Source organism: Alicyclobacillus fructus, from assembly GCF_017329605.1.
GTDB lineage: Bacteria > Bacillota > Bacilli > Alicyclobacillales > Alicyclobacillaceae > Alicyclobacillus > Alicyclobacillus fructus.
On the sequence record NZ_JAFMTY010000005.1, the window covers coordinates 81,471 to 98,641 of the forward strand.

Consider the following 17,171-nt stretch of genomic DNA (forward strand, 5'->3'; position numbering starts at 1 on the left):
GGCTTGATCACTTCTTGTCCGGGTCCACCTCGCGGAAATCCGCGTCCACCACCGTATCGGAAGCCTGGCCCGTCGTGCCTGTGGCGCCCGCCGCCCCGGCCTGCTGGGCGGTCGCCGATTGCGCCGCCTGCTCGTACAGCTTCGTCGACAGCTTGTGCAAGGTCTCCTGCAGCGCCTGCGACTTCGCCTTGATGGCCTCGATGTCCGATCCGGCCATCGCATCGCGCAGGTCCTTCTGCTTGGATTCCGCCTCGCTCTTGAGAGAAGCGTCGACTTTGTCGCCGAGATCGCGAAGCAACTTGTCGGTCTGATACAGGAGTTGGTCCGCCTGGTTGCGCGCCTCCACCTGCTCGCGCCGCTTCTTGTCCTCCTCGGCGTACATCTGCGCTTCCTTCATCATCCGCTCGACCTCTTCCTTGGAAAGGCCGCTCGACGCGGTGATGGTGATGCGCTGAGACTTGCCCGTCGCGAGGTCCTTGGCGGACACGTGCACGATGCCGTTCGCATCGATGTCGAAGGTGACCTCGATCTGCGGCACCCCCCGCGGGGCGGGCGGAATGTCGTTCAGGGTAAACCGGCCGAGGGTCTTGTTGTCCGCGGCCATTTCACGCTCGCCCTGCAACACGTGAATTTCGACGGACGTCTGGTTGTCGGCCGCCGTGGTGAAGATCTGGCTCTTCGAGGTCGGAATGGTCGTGTTACGAGGGATGATCCGCGTGAACACGCCACCCATCGTCTCGATACCGAGGGACAGCGGTGTGACGTCGAGCAACACGACGTCTTTGACTTCTCCCGTGAGCACGCCAGCCTGGATCGCCGCACCCACGGCGACCACTTCGTCCGGGTTGACGCCCTTCGAGGGCTCCTTGCCAATCAGCCGCTTCACGGCCTCTTGCACGGCGGGAATGCGCGTCGAACCCCCCACCAGTATGACCTTGTCGATGTCGGCCGGCGTGAGTCCAGCGTCCTGAAGAGCCTGGCGCGTGGGGCCCATCGTCGCCTCGACGAGGTCGGCTGTCAATTCCTCGAATTTGGCGCGCGTCAGGTTCACCTCGAGATGCTTCGGACCCGTGGCGTCCGCCGAGATGAACGGCAGCGAGATGGTCGTCGTCAAGGTGGACGAGAGCTCCTTCTTCGCCTTTTCCGCCGCGTCCTTCAGCCGCTGCATGGCCATCCGGTCGTTGGAGAGGTCGATGCCCGTGTCCTTCTTGAAGATGTCGATCAGGTATTGAATGATGCGGTTGTCGAAGTCGTCGCCGCCGAGATGGTTGTTCCCGCTCGTCGCCTTGACCTCGAACACGCCGTCGCCCAATTCCAGAATGGATACGTCAAACGTGCCGCCGCCGAGGTCGAAGACCAGAATGGTCTGGTCTTCCTCCTTGTCCAGCCCGTACGCGAGCGCCGCGGCGGTCGGCTCGTTGATGATGCGCAACACCTCGAGCCCCGCGATCCGTCCGGCGTCGCGCGTCGCCTGGCGCTGGCTGTCGCTGAAGTACGCAGGGACGGTGATCACGGCCTGCGTCACAGGCTCACCGAGGAAAGCCTCCGCGTCGGCTTTCAGTTTCTGCAGAATCATCGCGGAGATCTCAGGCGGCGTGTACGACTTCCCGTCGATGGTCACCTTGTAATCGGTACCCATGTGCCGCTTGATAGAAATGATGGTGCGGTCCGGGTTGGTGATGGCCTGGCGTTTCGCGACGTCGCCGACGAGGCGTTCCCCGTCCTTGGTGAACGCCACCACGGACGGCGTCGTCCGGTTGCCTTCGGCGTTCGGGATGACGACGGGTTCGCCGCCCTCCAACACCGCGACACAAGAGTTGGTGGTACCGAGGTCAATGCCGATAACTTTCCCCACTTCGCGTCCCTCCCCACATGATGGACGGTATTCGCAACATGGTCATGCCATGAGGCTTGGCGGCTCAGACGCTGACTTTCACCATGGCTGGCCGCAGCACCTTGCCGTGCAACAGATATCCTTTTTGGAGCACCTCCAGCACGCGACCGGGCTCCTGACCCTCGACCTGCTCCTGCATGACCGCCTCGTGCAGCGCTGGATCGAACGGCGCACCCACGGCTTCCATCTCGGTGATCCCGTACTGGTAAAGGACTTGCACCAACTGGCGGTGCACCATCTCGATACCCTGCTTGATCTGCGGTTCATTCGCGCCCTCAAGCGCCTGGATCGCGCGATCAAAGTTGTCGAGGACGGGAAGCAAGTCGGCGAGCAGCTTTTTGGTCGCGAATTGAACGAGTTCCTCGCGCTCCTGTCGCGTGCGCCGGCGGAAGTTGTCAAAATCCGCCCGCGTGCGCAGCAGCTGTTGCGTCAACTCCTCGATCTGCGCATCACGCGGATCCGGCTCCTGCGCGGCGGCTGCATCCCCGTCCGCTTCCTCCTCCGGGGCGTCACCCGATTGGTAGGAGACGTCCTCCGCCGCGATCTCGGCCGGATCGACTTCCGATGGACGCTCGTCCGCTTCCTCGTTCGCCTCTGCCGACTTGGCCTCCGCCTCTTCCTCGTTCGGATCTTTCACGACATCCTCCGCCACGAGCAACATCCTTTCTCCGCCCGATCACCCGCTTGACGCGAACCGGGTCAAAAAGTCCGTCAACGCCTGCGAGGTGAACGAGAGAATTTGCATGACGCGATTGTAGTCCATGCGCGTTGGGCCCAGCACTCCAATATGGCCCACCGGCACGCCGCCCAAACGGTACGTGGTGGTAATCACCGTGCAGTCCTGCAACTCGACCACCGCGTTCTCCGCGCCGATGCGCACCTCGATGCCGTCCTCAGCTTTCGGAAACCAGTGCGAAATGGAGTCGTTCTGCTCCAACAGGCTGAGAATCGGCTGCGCTTTGCCGACATCGTGAAACTCCGGTTGCGCCAGCATATTGGAAGCGCCACCGATGTAGACGGCCTCTTCGCGCTCCGGCACGTGGCAGACCTCGTTCAGGACGGCAATCGCATCCTCAAACCGCTCCACGGTGCGCCGCAATTCCGCGGACAGCTCGGAGTACAGCGTGCGCCGGAGCTCCGAGATGGGCACGCCGACCACCTTGTCATTCAGCACGCGGACGAGCGTCTCCACATCGTCCGCCTCCATCTCCGAAGAAAACCGAACGTGCACCGTTTCGACGTGCCCAGAGTTGGTCACCAGAATGGCGATGGCTCGGCCGCCGCCGAGCGGAATGAGCTCGATCTTGCGCAATTTTTCGGTGTCCGTCTTCGGCCCGAGCACAATCGCCGTCTGCTTCGTGAGCATCGAGAGCACGTTGGCCACCTCGCGGGCGACCTGCTCGACCTCGTCCATGCGCTTGGTGAACACCGATTTCAAAAACTCGCCCGTCTCGCGGTCCATCTGCCCCAGGCGCAACAGGTTGTCGACATAGAACCGGTAGCCCTTCTGCGATGGAACGCGCCCGGCCGAGGCGTGTGGCTGCGTCAGATAGCCCATTTCCTCCAAATCCGCCATTTCATTTCGGATGGTGGCTGGGCTGAATTGAATCTCTTCGTGTTTGGCGAGCGCCCGCGAACCGATGGGTTCCGCCATCCGGACGTAGTCCTCGATGATCGCGGACAAAATCAGTTGTTGTCGGGGCGTCAACATGGTCTCGCCTCCTTGTTAGCACTCCAGGCGCTCGAGTGCTAAACCGCTCTCCTTGACAATATCAATCTGGTTGCGCCTTGTCAATGGATGTCGGCCGCCCCAATCCACTGCTCAAAGATGGCATTTGCCACCGGCCAGTACCGGTCCGGGATGCGATACACATGTCCGCGCTGTTCGAGCAAGCCCTCGGCCAATTGCCGCTCGATCACGCCCGGGAACACGTCCCGGAGCGGCCGGCCAAACCGCGCTTCGAAGCGGCGCGCGTCCACACCCTCCGCCAGACGCAGTCCGAGGATCACCTGATCCTCGGCGCGCTCCGGCACGGACACGCGCTCGCGAGACGCGACCGGCCTTCGCCCCTCCCGCACGGCTTGGAGATATGTGGAAAACCTGCGCTCCATGGCATATCGTTCGCCGCGGACATACCCATGCGCGCCGATTCCGCTCGCGAGATACGGCTCGTTGCGCCAGTACACCAGGTTATGCCGGGCCTCGCCGCCCGGCTTGGCAAAGTTCGAGATTTCGTAGTGGTCAAACCCCGCCGCGCGAAGGCGAGCGCGCACGAGATCGTACATCTCGGCTTCCACGTCTTCACCCGGCAATTGCAACAGACCCATCTCCCGCCATTTCGCAAACGGGGTACCCGGTTCAATCTTGAGCCAATACGCGGAGACGTGATCGACAGGGAGGCGCAGGACCGCGTCGATACTTTCGTCCACGTCGTCCAGCGTCTGATCCGGCAATCCGAACATGAGATCGACGTTCAGGTGGCGAAAGCCGAGATCACAGGCTGACCACACCGCCTCCTCAATGGCATCGCGCAGATGCGCCCGCCCGATGGCCTGCAGCAGGTGATCTTGAAACGCCTGGGCGCCAAACGAGACGCGGTTGACGCCGTGATCGCGAAGCACGCGCAACTTTTCCCGGGTGATGGAGTCCGGATTCGATTCGAACGTGATCTCGGCGTCCTCGCTGAGGTCGAAGCGCCTGCGCAAGGCGGACAGCACGCGATCCAAGAGCGGCGCGCTGAGCAAAGTCGGCGTCCCTCCGCCGAAGTAGACGGTCACAAGCGGCGCCTCCTGAGGCTCCATCAGATCCCATTCCGCGATGAGGGCGTCCACATACGCCTCCATGGCGGCAGGGGACTTCACGAACGTCGTGAAGTCGCAGTAGAAGCAGCGGCTCTTGCAAAACGGGATGTGCACGTACAGGGACTGCGGCGCGCGTCGCTCCTCCCGATCCTCCACAGGCATCACTCCATCTTCAGCACGGCCATGAACGCCTCCTGCGGCACCTCGACGCGCCCGACCTGCTTCATCCGCTTCTTGCCTTCCTTTTGTTTCTCCAACAGCTTCCGCTTGCGCGTGATGTCGCCACCGTAACACTTGGCGAGCACGTTCTTGCGCATCGCCCGAATCGTCTCCCGCGCGATGACCCGGCTGCCGATGGCCGCCTGAATGGGCACCTCAAACAACTGCCGCGGAATGATCTCCTTGAGTTTTTCGCAGACGATCCGGCCGCGCTCGTACGCCTTATCCTTGTGCACGATGAACGAGAGCGCGTCCACGACTTCGCCGTTCAACAGGATGTCGAGTTTCACCAAGTTGGACGGCCGGTAGCCGATGAATTCGTAATCGAGCGACGCGTATCCCTTCGTGGACGACTTCAGCCGATCGAAGAAGTCGTACACGATCTCGGCGAGCGGCAGATCGTACACGATGGTTGTGCGCGTGTCGTCGAGGTACTGCATGTCCCGAAACTGGCCGCGCTTTTCTTGGCACAGTTCCATGATGTTGCCCACGTATTCCTTGGGCGCGAAGATGGTGGCGCGCACGAATGGCTCCTCGATCCGCTCGATTTTGTCCGGCGTCGGCATCTTGCTCGGGTTGTCGATTTCCTCCATCGTCCCGTCCGTCCGATACACGTGATACACGACGCTCGGCGCCGTGGTGATGAGCGTCAACCCATATTCGCGCTCCAAGCGCTCCTGCACAATCTCCATGTGCAGCATGCCAAGAAATCCGCAGCGAAATCCGAAACCGAGCGCGCTCGACGTCTCCGGTTCATAGGTCAACGCCGCGTCGTTCAGCTCCAATTTTTCGAGCGCCTCGCGCAGATCCTCGTAGTCCGCGGAGTCGACGGGATACAACCCACAGAACACCATCGGATTGATCTTGCGATACCCCGGCAGCGGCTCGGCGGCCGGGCGCAACGCGTCCGTCACCGTGTCGCCGACGCGCGTGTCGCGCACGTTCTTGATGCTGGCCGCGAAATACCCCACTTCGCCAGCCTCCAGGCGATCCACCGGCGTCATTTTCGGCCGGAACACGCCCACCTCGTCGACCTCGAACTCCTTGTCGGTCGACATCATCTTGATCCGCATGCCCTTCTCGATGGCGCCGTCAAACACGCGGATGTACACGATCACGCCCCGGTACGAGTCGTAGTGGGAGTCAAAGATCAGCGCCTTCAGGGGCGCGTCGGGATCGCCCGATGGAGCCGGGACCCGCGTGACGACTCGCTCGAGCACTTCCTCGATTCCGATGCCCGCCTTCGCCGACACAAGCACAGCATCCGACGCGTCCAGGCCGATCACGTCCTCGATCTGTTGCTTCACCCGTTCCGGCTCGGCGCTCGGCAAATCGATCTTGTTGATGACCGGGATGATCTCGAGATTGTTGTCGATGGCCAGATACACGTTCGCGAGCGTCTGCGCCTCCACGCCCTGAGACGCGTCCACCACGAGCAAGGCACCTTCACAAGCCGCGAGCGATCTCGACACCTCATACGTGAAGTCGACGTGGCCCGGTGTGTCGATGAGGTTGAGCACGTACTCCTGGCCGTCCTTCGCCCGGTAGTTCAGCCTCACCGCCTGCAGCTTGATGGTGATGCCTCGCTCCCGCTCGAGATCCAGCTGATCCAACAGCTGATCCTGCATCTCGCGCTGGCTGACTGCGCCTGTGAACTCCAGAATGCGGTCTGCGAGCGTGGATTTGCCGTGATCGATATGTGCGATGATCGAAAAGTTTCTGATGTGCTCCTGACGTTCGCCCCTTGCCACGTTCATCCTCCTCGGTGCACCGCGCGCGCCCGTCCTACACGAAGCAGGCCGCCAGCACAAAAGAAACCGCGCCCGGTGCGCGGCCTGCCGATTTCATATGAAAGAGTATAGCACGGGCGGCGGTTCCTCGCCACGGACCCGCGGCATCACGGATGCAGACGGCGATGCGACAAAAATCAGTGAAGGTGGGAATGGGTGTGCTCGCCTCCCGACGCAAACGCGCTGAACGACTCCCACCCCTCTTTCACGACGAAGTACAGGATGCCGCAGGCGGCCAGCGGATCGACCCACCACCAGTGAAAGAGATCGTTCATGGCGACGCCTGCGAGCAGCGTCCATGACATATAGCCGCAAGTGAAGGAACACATGGCGTCTCCGCAGAGCGCAGGACTGTCGAGGAGCTGTCCGTAGCGCAACTTCTCCACGGCGAGCCAGGGCGTGATCGCGCTCGAGGCCAGCGCCACGGCAAGCCCTAGCCACGTGACCGACGGGCCTTCCTGAACGCGAATGGCCTGACCGGATTTGACCGCCACATACGCGGCCAGTGCAAACAGGCACACGGCGACGAATCCGCTTGTCCACCGCTCGACGGGATGGCGTCGATCCATGCTCGCGCCCGTGTGAATCTCCACGTACAGCCGAACCACGAGGAGCATAGCGCTCACCAGTTCGATGGCGCTGTCCACGCTGAACGCCGACAGAGCGAGACTGCCCGCCCGGTAAGCCGCGACGGCCGAGAACACCGCTTCACACGTGATCCAGCCCACCGACAACAGTTCCAACTCCAGCGCGCCGCGCAGGCGCTTCTCGCGCAGGGATTGCATCGCGACCTCCGGTCAATTCGTATTGAGGAAGAGCGCATTCAGCACGCTCTTGAGCACGGATCCGAACACGTGACTGACCTTTTCGCCGACGTAGACGCCGCCGGTGTCCATGGCGGCTGCAAGGGCGCTGTTGGCGGCGTCCTCGGGATCAGGCGAAGGGCCGTTCCCCGACGCGGTCCAGGTCGGCGCGGGATTCGAGTATTCCACGGCAGGCGCCTGAGCGGCATTGCCGCTGGGCCAGATGACGACGCCTGGCTCCGAGCCGGAGACGCTCGTCGTCGAGCCGACGGCTGTCTCCGGCGGGGCGCTTGCGCCGAGATGGCTCATGAACGAGGACACGACGCTAAATACGGTGCCACTCGCGCCCAGAAGTAGGGCGAGGAAGATGGCGACGGCGAGCCCCTGCTTCAACCGCCGCCGCGCGTGCTGCCACGAGGTCTTCATGTGCGCTTCCTTCCTTCGCGTAGAATTGTAGAACTCGCGTTTGAATCGCTGTCCTCTACAGCCTACGCGCATTTGTCCAAACTTATGCCTGAGGTAGAGACGTGAGAGTTGCAGGAGCTCGAGCTGTGGATGACGAATGGTTGGAACGGCGGAATCCAAGATGGGGAGAGATCCGGAAGGGAGGCTTCCGATGTTCAACGGGGATTTGGTGGTCTGGCCCGTGTCCTCGACGGGCGTGTCGTATGCGTCCGCCCCGAGCCCTGAGTCAGGAAGCGCACCCGACGCCCGTCAATCGTTCGCGGACGCGCTCGCCCTCTACGCCGAGGCGCTCGCGGCAACGCCTTCCTCTGCGCTTTCTGCTCAACCTCAGGAATCGGTGGCCGCCGGCGGCGCGCCCGATGCGGCGCTCTGGCCCGCCTGGATCGCCTGGGACAGCGCCGACCCGTCGGAAGGAACGGAAGGCCAGACATTCCGTCTCGACGAGATCGTCCGCCAGGCGGCGGCCAAATACGGGGTGCCCGAAGGGCTGCTTGAGGCCGTGATCCAGCAAGAGTCGGGGGGCAACCCGAACGCCACGTCCCCGGCGGGCGCCATCGGCCTGATGCAGCTCATGCCCGCCACGGCGGCGGCGTACGGCGCCAGGCAGCCGTACGATCCGGCCGAGAACGTGGACGCGGGAGCTCACTATCTCGCCGACCTCCTGGCGCGGTATCAGGGCAACGTCGCGCTTGCACTCGCCGCGTACAACGCGGGACCGGAGGCGGTGGACGCCTACGGCGGCGTGCCTCCGTATCCCGAGACGCAAGCGTACGTGCGCGCCGTTTTGGACAAGGCCGGCCTGTGATGGTCAGTGCGTCACCAGGTCGGCGTCCTCGAAGGTCATGGCCGGATGGAGGGCCACATTCATGCTCTTGGCGATCACGTACGCGACGTTCTCCATGAACTCGTCCACTTCCTTGGGCGCCACGACGAGATTCTGCTCGACGGGCTCGAGAACCTCGCGCACCAACTGCCACTTCTCCGGGCCCGTGAGCTTGTCGAAGAGCCGATTGGCGGCGTTGCCCGGCGCTTGGCGCCCCAGTTCTCGAAACACGAGTTCGATGGCGTCGCTCGCGATGGTGGCTGCATCGACGACGGTCGGTACGCCGATGGCGATGACGGGTACGCCGAGCGTCTCGCGATCGATAGCTTTGCGGTGATTGCCCACCCCCGCGCCGGGCTGGATCCCGGCGTCCGACAGTTGAATGGTCCGGTGCAGGCGCTCGAGCGATCGCGCCGCCAAGGCGTCAACCGCGATCACGACATCGGGCTTGATTCGCTCTACGACGCCCATGACCACTTCGCTCGTCTCGATGCCCGTGAGGCCGAGCACCCCGGGAGCGAGCGCCGCGATCGAGCGGTAGCCTTCGCCGTCGCCCAACACCTCGGGCATGTAGGTGAACAGGTGGCGCGTCACGAACAGGCGATTCACCACCATGGGCCCGAGCGCGTCTGCCGTCACGTGTTCGTTCCCAAGGCCGACGACGAGCGCCGTGCCGGCTCTCGCGGGCAGAAGGCGCTTCAACTCCTCGGCGAGAATCCTCGTAAGCCTGTCCTCCAAATCAAAATCGCGGCGGCGCATCCCGGGCGCCTCGATGGTGACATACGTGCCTTTGCGCTTCCCAAGGCGCCGCGCGGCGAGTTCGGTGCGCACGCGAACTCGCGTGACCACAACACCTTCATGCTCCTCCCGATCCTCTTCCACGCCTCGAATCTGGCCTTCCTTCAGGGCGAGCTCTCTCGCCTCCACCGCGAGATCCGTGCGCGGGGACGACTTCGATATGGGCAAGTGGCGCGGTTTGAGGCGCACCTTGCGAGCAGAGTCCCACGAAATGAGCATCCATCCCCCTCCTCTTCGTCTGTTGCGGTACTCCCCGAGGATGTGTTACACTCTCTGTCGTCTGTAGATTGCCGCCCGGCCCGGTTTCCATGCCGATGCGTCGGCGAGTTGTGAGAAGCGAGGTGACATCATGGCCAACATCAAATCCGCGAAGAAGCGGGTGTTGATCACGAAGCGCAACACGCTGCGCAACCGTTCCATCAAGTCGGCTCTGCGCACGCATATCCGCAAGTTTGAAGCGGCGTTCGCGGCTCAGGACGTGGAGGAAGCGCAGGCTCGTCTCCGCACGGCGCTCCGCGCTTTGGACAAGGCAGTGACCAAGGGCGTGATCCACCGCAACACGGCCGCGCGCAAGAAATCCCGCCTCGCGAAGCGCTTCAACGCGCTGTTGAACGAAAAGCAGGCTCAGCAGGCTTGATGATGTGTCGATTTCCTCAAAGGCGACTCTCGGGAGTCGCTTTTTGTTTTTGAATCAGCTGTTCCACGTGGCCATGGGCGAGATCGCGCTTGGCCAACGCCACGAGCTTGGCGACCATGGGGCCGCCCAAGTGACCGCCGATTTCGCCGGCCTGCTTGGACGTGAGCTGGCCATTCTCCTCCCCCTCGGCGTAGCCCACGCCCAATCGATCCGCCACAAGTTTGGCGGCGGAGGGCTTTTCGGGCACTGTCCACGGCACCTGACGGATCTTGCCGTCCGGGCCGATGACGTTGACCTTCGGCACACCGCTTTCCTCCATGTACATCGCCTCCTTCCGCTACTGTGCCCGCTTGGCCGGCGACGTACTCACCGCGTTCGCAAGCTCCATGAGGACGAGATCGAGCGCCACATCCGGCGCGAGCCTCCCGCGCTTCACGTCCCACTCCGCATCCGCGAGCACGCGCACAAGCTTCGCCAGCTGTTTGTCGGAAACGCGAGCGGACTGTTTCGCGGCCGTCCGAAGCGCATACGGATGTACGCCGAGCTCCTTGGCCCGCTGATCCAGGTTGATGGCTCCCTTCGCCAAGGCCATCAAGCGAACCTGACGGGCCAAAAGGGCGATGAGCGAAAACGTGTCGTAGCCCTGGCGCAGAAGACCCTCCAAAGCATCGAAGACGCGCGCGACCTGACCCTGAACCGCCCAATCGATCCAGCTGAACACGCTGTCCTCCGCCACCGCGGGGACCAATTCGACGACGTGATCGCGCACAATCGGCGATCCGCCCGCGAAGGTGCGTAGCTTCACGAATTCGTTCATGGCGAGCGTCAACGACTGCGTGCGGCGCCAAAGTTCCTCCAGCGCCTCGCGGTCGATAGCCACGCCTTTCGATTGTGCCAGGCGCTCAAGTCGGGCGAGCGCGTCGCGCTCACGGCTGGGCGTCGAGCACGACACCACCGTGTGGCGCTTCGCGAGTTTCGTCACCCGGCGGCGATCGTCCAGCTTGTCGGCGGGAACGGAGAGCACCAGCGTGCGGTCGGTCACCGGATGCTCCAAATAGGCGGCCAGCCGATCCGCGTCGGAGCCCGACTTGCCGTCGGCCGTGAACGCCGTCGCGTTGCGCACGTGCACGAGCGGCCTGTCCCCGAACAGAGAGTACGAACACAGCTCGATCTCGGCCGGTTCAAACCCATCCTCCTGATAATCAAAGCGGAGAATCGAAGAAAAAGGATGATTCCGCATCAACTCGTCGCAAAACCACTCAAAGAGCCCCGATTCGCTCCCATACAGGAGGTAAACCGGAGCCGGATCCTTGTGGATCCCACGATCGATGGCCTCGAAGATATCCAAACGCAACACGCCTCCCGGATCGAGTATACCCGATCCGGGAGGCGTGACTGGATGCGGAAACTCAGATGCGCACGACTTCCTTCGCGTGATTGCCGGTCAGTCGCAGGCCGCCCAGCTCCCAGAGGTACTTCGCCTTGCTTCCTTCCTTCGCCAAAGCTCCCATCACGCCCTTGATGGGCACGCCAAGGAAGCTTCCGACGCCGACCTCCGAACCCAAAGAGCAGAGGGTGCCCCAATCGCGAGGCTTGAACGGAAGCATCTCGCGGCGCCGCTCCCGCAGCAAAATGTTCTTCGCCGCAAGCGGCCCCATCTGCTCGGCATTCTGTGCCGTCGGCGGATAAGGCCTTCCGTTTTCGTCCTCCGCCCACGCACTGTCGCCGGCGATGAAGATCTGTTCGTCGTCGACCGACTGCAGGTATGCGTTCACCTTGGCGCGCCCGCGCCGATCCACGGTGAAGCCGGCCTCGCTCAGGATGGGATTGGCGCGCACACCGCCGGTCCACACAATGGTGCCCGCCTCGACCTTCTCGCCGCCGTCGAGGTGAATGACACCCTCCGTCACCTCGTTGATCTTGGCGTTCGTGCGGAGTTTCCCGCCGCGCCGGGTGATGGTCTCGACGACATATGGGCGCAGGTGCTCCGCCACCATGGGCAGGATGGTCGGCATGGCCTCAATGCACTGGACGTCGACCTTCTCCCAAGGGATGTCCAGTTCCCTGCACAACTTGGGCAGATATTCGAGGAGTTCTCCCATCAGCTCGATGCCCGTGAGACCCGCTCCCCCGAGCGCGATGCGCAGGTGGCGCTCGTCGCCGTCCTGCTTGTACAGCCTGAACTGTTCATCGATATGACGGCGAATTTGCACCGCGGAGTCCAGATTCGTGATGCTCAGGCTGTACTCCTGCAGCCCCTTGATCCCGAAGTACTCCGACACCCAACCGAGCGCGTAGATGAGGTAATCATACGCAATCTCTCCTTCGGAGGTCTTCAGGACGCGCCGCTCCCGATCGATGCCGGTGACGGTCGCCACCACGAGCTCAGACGAATCGTTTCTCAGGACTTCCTTGATGGGGATTTTGTACTTGTCGCCGACATCCCGGCCGCCCGCCACCTCGTGCAACAAAATCGTGAGGTAATGGTAATCGTGGTTGTTGACGAGCGTGAACGGGATCCCCTGCCTGTCCAGATAGGCCGCCGCCATCATGCCTGCGTAGCCCGCGCCAGCAATCACAATTTTGCTCATGTGCGTCCTCTCCAGTTCCCAGTTTGCTTCGTCTTTCTTTGTCATGTCCGATCGCGCCATGCCGGACCGAACACTTCCATCGCACAATCATAGCACAACGGTGGTCGAAATCCACTCATCGGCGACGGGATGGAACGCGTGCGTGGGCGATCAACACGAGCCCTGACACCATCGCGCAAGCGCCTTCGAGAGACAAAGGAGCCAGCGACTGCAGGCTGCCCCGCCAAGAAGCGACACGGTGGACAAACCACAACACCGCGGACATGGCTCCGCACCCAACATCGCTCATCCCATGCGCACACCAGATGAGGAAAGCTACGGGCCATGCGCGCGCCATCGCCGCCGAAACGCTCCACAGGACCAAAACAGGCAGGAGCATCTCCACGGAGGGCTCGAGGATGGCCGTGGAAATGGCGGCGTACGGCGTCCATTGGCGGAACATCCACCACAGCACCGGCACCATGTAGGCATCCACCACCGCAGTGGTGACCAACCCGCGCACGAGCGGCATCCCGGCCCGGACCAGCCATGAACGAGAAGACGACTCCCTTCCTTCGTCCATGCGCTTCGGATGCATTCGCCGCCACAGCGCCTCCGCTTCACAGACCGCGAAGGCGGCGTAAAACGACAAGAGCATGCTCGGCGTCAGCAAATCCCCCGGGTCCAACACACCCGCCATGCCGGCCGACGCCCAGAGCACCGTGTAGCCGTGCACCCGTCGGCCGCACATGCTCGCCGCGATGGCATACGAGGCGCCACAAGCCGCGCGCAAAACGGCAAGTTGAAGTCCGCAGAGAAGCGCGAATCCCCAGACCACGCAAAGCGCATACACCCCGTAGGCCGCGCGCCGACCGCGTTTCCATGCGCGCCCCAACAGGGCCCCCCACGGGATGGCCGCCATGTCGAGCGCAAATCCGACGTTGGAACCGCTGGCCACCAACAGGTGCGTCACCCCAGCGGCCAAAAAGTCGGACGAGACGCTGGAGGGCAGGTCGCCCTGCGTGTCGCCGAACACCATCGACAGCGCAAGATGAATCAGCTCCCCGCCGCGAGCGTCAGACATGCGCTCCATGCTTGAATCCATCCAGGACGTGATGCGCTCGCCGACATCGGGGGGGACGTCGAGCGCGCGCACACGGCCTTCAAACCGTTGGAGCGGCGACAGCACGTCGAGCGCGGAAGGCGCGCGATCCGCCACCACGAACGTGCCGCTTGCCTCCAACCATTGTCCGGCTTCGACGTGGGAGCTCCCTTCCACAAACACCATCGCCTCGTAGTGGCACGGATGGCCGTCCCGGCCGTCGCGGCGCACGGCAAGCATGATCTCGGTTCTCCCGCGCACCGATTTCACACTCTGCACTTTGCCGGCGATCACGGCCCGCACGCCAGGCGGCGCGGACGGATGTGCCGGCTGAAACATCGCCCACAGGGTCCCGGTGGCGAGACCACAGCCGAGGCTGGCCGCCGTGACGGACAACAGCCGGCTGTCACGACGAAAGAGAAAAGACCCCGCTGCTGCCGCAAGTATGGCCATCGCCGCCGCCAGGCACGCCGCTCGCCACCCCCAGACGTATCGCGGCCACTCGGCGACGAGGAACGCCGCAATCGCGCACGCGTGAAGGCGCGGACGTGTCACGGCTCGCGATGTCCCGCATCGGAAGCCTGGCCGACTCCGCCGAAGGTGATGAGATCTCGCCACTTGGCCAAGGTCTTCGCGCCAATCCCCTTCACGTGCCGGAGGCTCTCCAGATCAGGGAAGGGACCGTGCGCTTGCCGATACGCGACGATGGCCGCCGCTCGTTTGGGACCGACACCGGGCAGCGTCTCGAGCGTCTCTACATCTGCCGTATTGATGTCGATTTTTTGCCCCGAACTGACGGCAGATTTGCGCGTGCGAACCTCCCGGCTCGCGCTCGAAGTCAAGGCAGCCTGGCTTTCCGCTTCCGCGTCCCTCGCCGGCGCCGCCAGCGGCTCCGTTCCCTGCGCATCTGCCTGCTGCGAAGCGGAAGATGGCGTCGTGGCCGCGGGAATATCAATTTCTTCGCCATCCCACACGAGAGCGGCCTGATTCACGTCCTCCGCATCGGCGGCATGCACGAATCCGCCCGCGGCACGCACCGCGTCCCGCACGCGCGCCCCTTCTTGCAACGTGACGAGCCCAGGCCGCCGGACATCCCCGTGGACATCCACCTGCAACGTGGCTGCCGCGCCCGAATCGGCGTTCGTCCCTGCGAGTTCGCCATGCAGCCCTGAAGACGCAGGCACCGAGGAGACCGATTCATTGGCGGATGCACCCGTCGTCACCTGACGCGATCCAAACCAGGCGGCCCCAACGGCGGCCCCGATCAGGAGCACCACGCGGGCATAACGCGACCAGGCGCGCAGTCTGGCGACAATGGGCAACCGCTTCTGCCCGCGCCAAGACTCGGCCGCCGATTGCGCGCCTGTCCATCCCGGAGAAGCAGCGCCGCACGCCTCCCATCCACTCTGAAACACTTCCTCCCAAGTGTCTCCGCGCCAGTCTCCCTCCGCATGAGCGGCGCGGTGCGGGCACCCGGTCTCACGAATCTCGTTCTCCATCTGGATCCCTCCCCATCGACGTCCATGTCCCACGGATTCGATGGCCACTTGACGAACACCTGTTTGCAACGCGATCAGTTCGTGACGACTTAGGAGAGGGATGTAGAATGGCCGCAGCGACGTGAATATGTTGCCTGAGAGGAGAGAGGCGTTGCCGAGCCTTTCCGGGGTCGTGTACAATCGAGGCAACGGTATGGGGAGGTCGAACGCGGTGTTGACGCCCAGCATGGAAGACTACCTGGAGAAGATCTACGAGCTCATCCACGAAAAGGGGTATGCGCGCGTCTCGGACATCGCCAACTCCCTGGCCGTACAGCCGAGCTCCGTGACCAAGATGCTGCAAAAGCTCGACGAAAACGAGTACGTGAGCTATGAGAAATACCGCGGCATTGTGCTCACGGCAAGAGGGCACAAAATGGGCCGCCTCATGAAAGAGCGCCACGCCATGTTGGCGGATTTTCTGCGCATGCTCGGCGTTCAGGAGGATACGCTGCAAAAAGACGTCGAGGGCATCGAACATCACGTCAGTCCGGCCACGCTGGAGGCGCTGCAGTCGCTCGTGATGTTCCTGCAATCGCACCCCGACGTGCTGTCTTCCTTTCTCGCCTTTCGCGAGCAAGCGAACGAACGGCCGACGCCTTGATCCCTCGGGACAGGTCGTCACCGCCGTTCGAGCATCCACACCAGGCGATCGGCCTGCTCCACGGGACACTCGCCGAAATCGCCGCTCACCTGCAAGACGTTCCAACCCGTTCGGTGGAACTCGCCGGTGAGAAAATCGGCATCCCAATAGCGTTGCACGTGCTCCTCTTCGAAGCGGCGATACAAGGGCTCGTCTCCTTCGCCCATCGCGACAAACCCACACACGTGATGACGAATGGTTTCGTTTTCAACCTCGGTCTCGTGCAGAAGGACGAGGTCATCGCGCACGTCATGCCAAGCGCCGTGGCGCAAGGTCTTAAGCCGTCGGGGTCCCAACGTGTCGAGCGCCCAGCGGCCACCCGGGCGCACACACGCTCGTACGTTGAGGAGCACCCGTTCCAAGGCATCGCGCGTCAAGATGTAATTCAGCACGTCGGTCGACGCGAGGGCGAAATCGGCGGCCTCAGGCAAGGCGAGATCGCACAGATCCGATTCGAGAAAGCGCACGTTGTCCAGATGCCCCCAAGCATCGAAGGCAACGGCGAGCATTTCCGGGGAGCGATCCACGGCATACACGCGCTCCGCGCGCTCCGCCAGCCAAGCCGCCATCCTCCCGGTGCCGCAGCCGAGATCGACGGCGACGCGGACGGAGGAAAGGCGAGGGGCGAGCGCCCGCTGCCAATCTTCGTACAGCGCATCGCCCATCAGTTCGTCGTAGAATTCGGCGAGACACTCGTACGCCATCGTCATCCTCAATTCGCCTCGATGGGAATCCACTCGGCGTCGCCCCAGAGGCGCTCGAGATGGTAAAACTCCCGCTCCTCAGGGCGAAACACATGCACCACCACATCGCCAAAGTCGAGCAACACCCAGCGCCCCTCGTCCAGCCCTTCCACGCCGCGGCAGTTGACCCCAAGCTCCGCGAGATCGTCGCGGACCGCCTTGGCCACGGCTTCGACCTGCGGTCGAGAGCTCGCGGAACAGATGACAAAGTAATCCGCCACGGGTGTAAGCTCCTGGACGTTCATGACCACGACGTCGGTGGCCTTCTTGTCCAAGCAGGCCGTCGCAGCTCGGCGAGCGATTTGCTCGACGTTTGGATTCATGCACATGCCTCCCTCGAGTTC

The 17,171-nt window shown here is 63.2% G+C and carries 18 protein-coding genes; 3 read left to right on the forward strand and 15 right to left on the reverse strand.

All coding sequences use genetic code 11. The features are described 5' to 3' along the window. Positions 1–7: 7 nt before the first annotated feature. From dnaK to J3481_RS03870, 7 genes are all read right to left on the reverse strand, one after another. Positions 8–1,855 (reverse strand): molecular chaperone DnaK, encoded by a 1,848-nt coding sequence (gene dnaK, locus J3481_RS03840; protein WP_206830906.1) that lies wholly within the window; start codon positions 1,853–1,855, stop codon positions 8–10. Positions 1,856–1,919: 64 nt separating this feature from the next. Continuing rightward, positions 1,920–2,555 carry a nucleotide exchange factor GrpE gene (grpE, locus tag J3481_RS03845; protein ID WP_206830907.1) on the reverse strand — a complete coding sequence of 212 codons (636 nt, stop codon included), beginning with the start codon at positions 2,553–2,555 and terminating at the stop codon, positions 1,920–1,922. Positions 2,556–2,570: 15 nt separating this feature from the next. Next, the gene (gene hrcA, locus J3481_RS03850) at positions 2,571–3,605 is read right to left on the reverse strand and encodes a heat-inducible transcriptional repressor HrcA (RefSeq protein WP_206830908.1); all 1,035 of its coding nucleotides are present in this window, start codon (positions 3,603–3,605) and stop codon (positions 2,571–2,573) included. A gap of 80 nt (positions 3,606–3,685) precedes the next feature. Then, a complete protein-coding gene (gene hemW / locus J3481_RS03855; protein WP_236011104.1) occupies positions 3,686–4,858 on the reverse strand; it encodes a radical SAM family heme chaperone HemW in 1,173 nt (390 codons plus the stop codon). Next, on the reverse strand, positions 4,858–6,672 hold the full coding sequence (gene lepA, locus J3481_RS03860) for a translation elongation factor 4 (protein ID WP_206830910.1): 1,815 nt from the start codon (positions 6,670–6,672) through the stop codon (positions 4,858–4,860). Before lepA ends, hemW begins: the two co-directional genes overlap by 1 nt. A gap of 170 nt (positions 6,673–6,842) precedes the next feature. Beyond that, positions 6,843–7,490 (reverse strand): cation transporter, encoded by a 648-nt coding sequence (locus tag J3481_RS03865; RefSeq protein WP_206830911.1) that lies wholly within the window; start codon positions 7,488–7,490, stop codon positions 6,843–6,845. A gap of 12 nt (positions 7,491–7,502) precedes the next feature. After that, entirely contained in the window at positions 7,503–7,934 is a 432-nt protein-coding gene (locus tag J3481_RS03870; protein ID WP_206830912.1) for a hypothetical protein, read from the reverse strand. A 190-nt stretch (positions 7,935–8,124) separates the two neighbouring features. On the opposite strand from J3481_RS03870, the gene J3481_RS03875 reads away from it, so the two are divergent. Next, the gene (locus J3481_RS03875; RefSeq protein WP_206830913.1) at positions 8,125–8,778 is read left to right on the forward strand and encodes a lytic transglycosylase domain-containing protein; all 654 of its coding nucleotides are present in this window, start codon (positions 8,125–8,127) and stop codon (positions 8,776–8,778) included. A 3-nt stretch (positions 8,779–8,781) separates the two neighbouring features. Here the strand turns inward: J3481_RS03875 and gpr are convergent, their stop codons facing one another. Continuing rightward, positions 8,782–9,813, reverse strand: a complete 1,032-nt coding sequence (gpr, locus tag J3481_RS03880; protein ID WP_206830914.1) for a GPR endopeptidase — start codon at positions 9,811–9,813, stop codon at positions 8,782–8,784. A 130-nt stretch (positions 9,814–9,943) separates the two neighbouring features. On the opposite strand from gpr, the gene rpsT reads away from it, so the two are divergent. After that, positions 9,944–10,231, forward strand: a complete 288-nt coding sequence (gene rpsT, locus J3481_RS03885; protein ID WP_008337166.1) for a 30S ribosomal protein S20 — start codon at positions 9,944–9,946, stop codon at positions 10,229–10,231. A gap of 16 nt (positions 10,232–10,247) precedes the next feature. Here rpsT and J3481_RS03890 read toward each other — a convergent pair whose 3' ends face one another. The 5 genes from J3481_RS03890 to J3481_RS03910 form a co-directional block, all read right to left on the reverse strand. Continuing rightward, positions 10,248–10,550: a small, acid-soluble spore protein, alpha/beta type gene (locus tag J3481_RS03890; RefSeq protein WP_206830915.1), complete on the reverse strand. Its 303-nt coding sequence runs from the start codon at positions 10,548–10,550 to the stop codon at positions 10,248–10,250. Positions 10,551–10,568: 18 nt separating this feature from the next. After that, entirely contained in the window at positions 10,569–11,588 is a 1,020-nt protein-coding gene (gene holA, locus J3481_RS03895) for a DNA polymerase III subunit delta (RefSeq protein ID WP_277093552.1), read from the reverse strand. Positions 11,589–11,640: 52 nt separating this feature from the next. Next, positions 11,641–12,822 carry an NAD(P)/FAD-dependent oxidoreductase gene (locus tag J3481_RS03900; protein WP_236011105.1) on the reverse strand — a complete coding sequence of 394 codons (1,182 nt, stop codon included), beginning with the start codon at positions 12,820–12,822 and terminating at the stop codon, positions 11,641–11,643. Positions 12,823–12,937: 115 nt separating this feature from the next. Then, positions 12,938–14,458: a ComEC/Rec2 family competence protein gene (locus J3481_RS14930; RefSeq protein ID WP_206830916.1), complete on the reverse strand. Its 1,521-nt coding sequence runs from the start codon at positions 14,456–14,458 to the stop codon at positions 12,938–12,940. Further along, positions 14,455–15,402 (reverse strand): ComEA family DNA-binding protein, encoded by a 948-nt coding sequence (locus tag J3481_RS03910; RefSeq protein WP_206830917.1) that lies wholly within the window; start codon positions 15,400–15,402, stop codon positions 14,455–14,457. Before J3481_RS03910 ends, J3481_RS14930 begins: the two co-directional genes overlap by 4 nt. Positions 15,403–15,628: 226 nt before the next feature. Between J3481_RS03910 and mntR the strand changes: the two genes are divergently transcribed. After that, on the forward strand, positions 15,629–16,045 hold the full coding sequence (mntR, locus tag J3481_RS03915) for a transcriptional regulator MntR (protein WP_206830943.1): 417 nt from the start codon (positions 15,629–15,631) through the stop codon (positions 16,043–16,045). Positions 16,046–16,062: 17 nt separating this feature from the next. Here mntR and J3481_RS03920 read toward each other — a convergent pair whose 3' ends face one another. Together J3481_RS03920 and rsfS are read right to left on the reverse strand one after the other, a co-directional pair. Next, on the reverse strand, positions 16,063–16,794 hold the full coding sequence (locus tag J3481_RS03920) for a class I SAM-dependent DNA methyltransferase (RefSeq protein ID WP_236011106.1): 732 nt from the start codon (positions 16,792–16,794) through the stop codon (positions 16,063–16,065). A gap of 2 nt (positions 16,795–16,796) precedes the next feature. Beyond that, positions 16,797–17,150 (reverse strand): ribosome silencing factor, encoded by a 354-nt coding sequence (rsfS, locus tag J3481_RS03925; RefSeq protein ID WP_206830918.1) that lies wholly within the window; start codon positions 17,148–17,150, stop codon positions 16,797–16,799. Positions 17,151–17,171 lie beyond the last annotated feature (21 nt).